The sequence below is a fragment of the Acetatifactor sp. genome, assembly GCF_982438285.1.
In genome coordinates this window covers 1-1,993 of record NZ_CEWDFQ010000453.1, presented here as the reverse complement: position 1 = coordinate 1,993, position 1,993 = coordinate 1, and the positions used below count along the sequence as shown (strand labels likewise).

The window sequence follows — 1,993 nt, the reverse complement described above, 5'->3', positions numbered from 1 at the left end:
GCCTCTGTCTCCTCCTTCTTCCAGGTGAAATTGGTGTCGCAGGCTCCCGCAAAAATAGTCAGGTCCGGCTGAATACTCTCAAAAATTTCCGGCAGGCTGGCGCTTTCATAGGAAAAATTATATTTCTCAAATACCTTTTGATAGGATGTCTCTTCCAGACGGCTCCCTGTAAGCAGATAAACACGGTGTCCTTCCTTTTTCATCTTTTGAATCAAATGATTGATCAGGCCTCCGGCTCCCCCAATCAGCAATACATTCATCCTTCTTCACTCCTGACCCGGCCGCTTTCCTTTGGTGTAACAATACCGCACTCCCGAAGCGTCTTCTGAAATTGTTTCACATCCCATCTCACCTTTTCCACATCCTCTTTGTATTTTTCACTGATCAGTACGGCAATTTCCTCCTGGCTCTTCCCTTGGGCAGACAGCCTCCAGATTTCAGCGCCGGCTTCGTTTACCACAACCGGTCTGTGAAAGGGCACTCCTTCCTGCTGCATATCCAATATCCAAAAGCAGCCTGCCGCCTGCCGCAGCTGATACCTGGTTCTTTCCTTTTTTCCCTCCCCGGCCATATCAAAAACCTTCCCTTTTGTCACGCCACTTTACTTTTTTACTGTTCCCATTGTACCACAGTATTGTGCAAAAAGGAAACACTGTTTTCCCGACGGCACTTACCTAATCGCACAGTACTACCACCTGTTTTGGAGTGGTCTGGGCCGGAATGCTTCTGGTTGAGGTGTCATAGACCACAACCAGATTATGATTGGCAGGACTTCCCTGATAATACTGGTTGTTCGTGGTTCTAAGCTGTACCGTTCCATCCATATTCAGCTGCAGTGTCTGATCCTCGTTTACCAGGGCGGTATTAAAGTAGCCCACGCTTACCATCCGCCCGTTTTTCTCCCGGGCCGCTGCCACGGCGTTATACTGAGGCGGATAAATAAGGGGAACTGGCGCGTCCGTCCTATAGTAAAAGGTGCAGGTCTCACCCACGGAAAGGGTTTCAAAATCCACCACATAAGTGGAGGGCGTGATCACAAAATTGACAGTGTTGCCGTCTGCATCCTCCACGGTGGTGAATATGATGCAGCCGTTTGTCCGGCGGTTTCCCATCTGCGCCGGGGTCATATCCACGATCATTCCCGTGACGGAGGCAAAACTGTTTCTTCTATAGGGTCTCATGCCGTTAAAACGAAAATCCATAGCTCTTTTTCCTCAAAATACTGCTTCCTTCTATCATATGCCTCCCGCACCTTTTTGTTACGGTTCTGGGGGCTTTGCAAAGTGTCCAAAAGACCAAACGCATACGCAGCATATTTCAACATAGACACGCTTTCGCTCCACGCTGACCGCAGCGGTACGTAAGGCTGCAAAGAACGCAGCCAAAGTACCGGCGGTCAGCCAGGGTCTGTTTATGAAATATGCTGCGCAGACGATCCGGACTATTGTATTTTTGTTTTGCAAAGTTCCAGGGCTATAACAAAAGAAGTGCCGCTTCCTAATTGATTTTCTCCGCTTCATTTCAGCTTTGAATCTCAATTATTCTGCGACACTTCTCTGACATTTTTCTTTCGGTTTTTTCATTCAGATGATTTTTATTTTTCTTTCTCTTTTACTTGATTTCTTCACCTGCAGTGAATTTCATTTTGATTCTTTTTACAAGTCCTTTGTCACTTTCTCGATTCTTTATTCTTTTTCTCTCACTGGAATGCTTCTCATTTTCATGAGCTTTATTCTTATAAGATTTTTTGAATATTCCTCGTTTCTGTGCTCTTTTGTCCTTGTAAAATTCCTCCTTATGTCTTTCACTTGTGAAGCCATCCAGGTAAATTGGATTTGAAAAACCCTCATTTGAATGCTTTCACCTATCCGGATTATGGTAAATGTCCGACCTCTTTTTTTAGCTGGTAAGATATTGTTTTCCGGATCATTATCTTACTTTTGCTTTGGAAAGACAATTCCGATTGCCTTTCTGTGATTCTATAGTATTACAC

General features: G+C 45.1%; 2 protein-coding genes and 1 pseudogene. All 3 read right to left on the bottom strand.

Going from position 1 to position 1,993, the window contains the following annotated elements:
• Positions 1-260 (bottom strand): annotated as a pseudogene (locus AC1WIP_RS15160) (NAD-dependent epimerase/dehydratase family protein); the annotation flags it as partial.
• The gene (locus AC1WIP_RS15155; protein ID WP_481142613.1) at positions 257-571 is read right to left on the bottom strand and encodes a PqqD family protein; all 315 of its coding nucleotides are present in this window, start codon (positions 569-571) and stop codon (positions 257-259) included. The gene AC1WIP_RS15155 and the pseudogene AC1WIP_RS15160, both read right to left, overlap by 4 nt.
• Positions 572-674: 103 nt before the next feature.
• Positions 675-1,202, bottom strand: coding sequence for a hypothetical protein (locus AC1WIP_RS15150; protein WP_481142612.1), 528 nt, complete (start codon positions 1,200-1,202; stop codon positions 675-677).
• Positions 1,203-1,993 lie beyond the last annotated feature (791 nt).

What these genes read in the sequence shown, in the direction of transcription:
- AC1WIP_RS15155 (WP_481142613.1), bottom strand. Translation starts at nt 571, where the DNA reads ATGGCCGGGGAGGGAAAAAAGGAAAGAACCAGGTATCAGCTGCGGCAG.
- AC1WIP_RS15150 (WP_481142612.1), bottom strand. Translation starts at nt 1,202, where the DNA reads ATGGATTTTCGTTTTAACGGCATGAGACCCTATAGAAGAAACAGTTTT.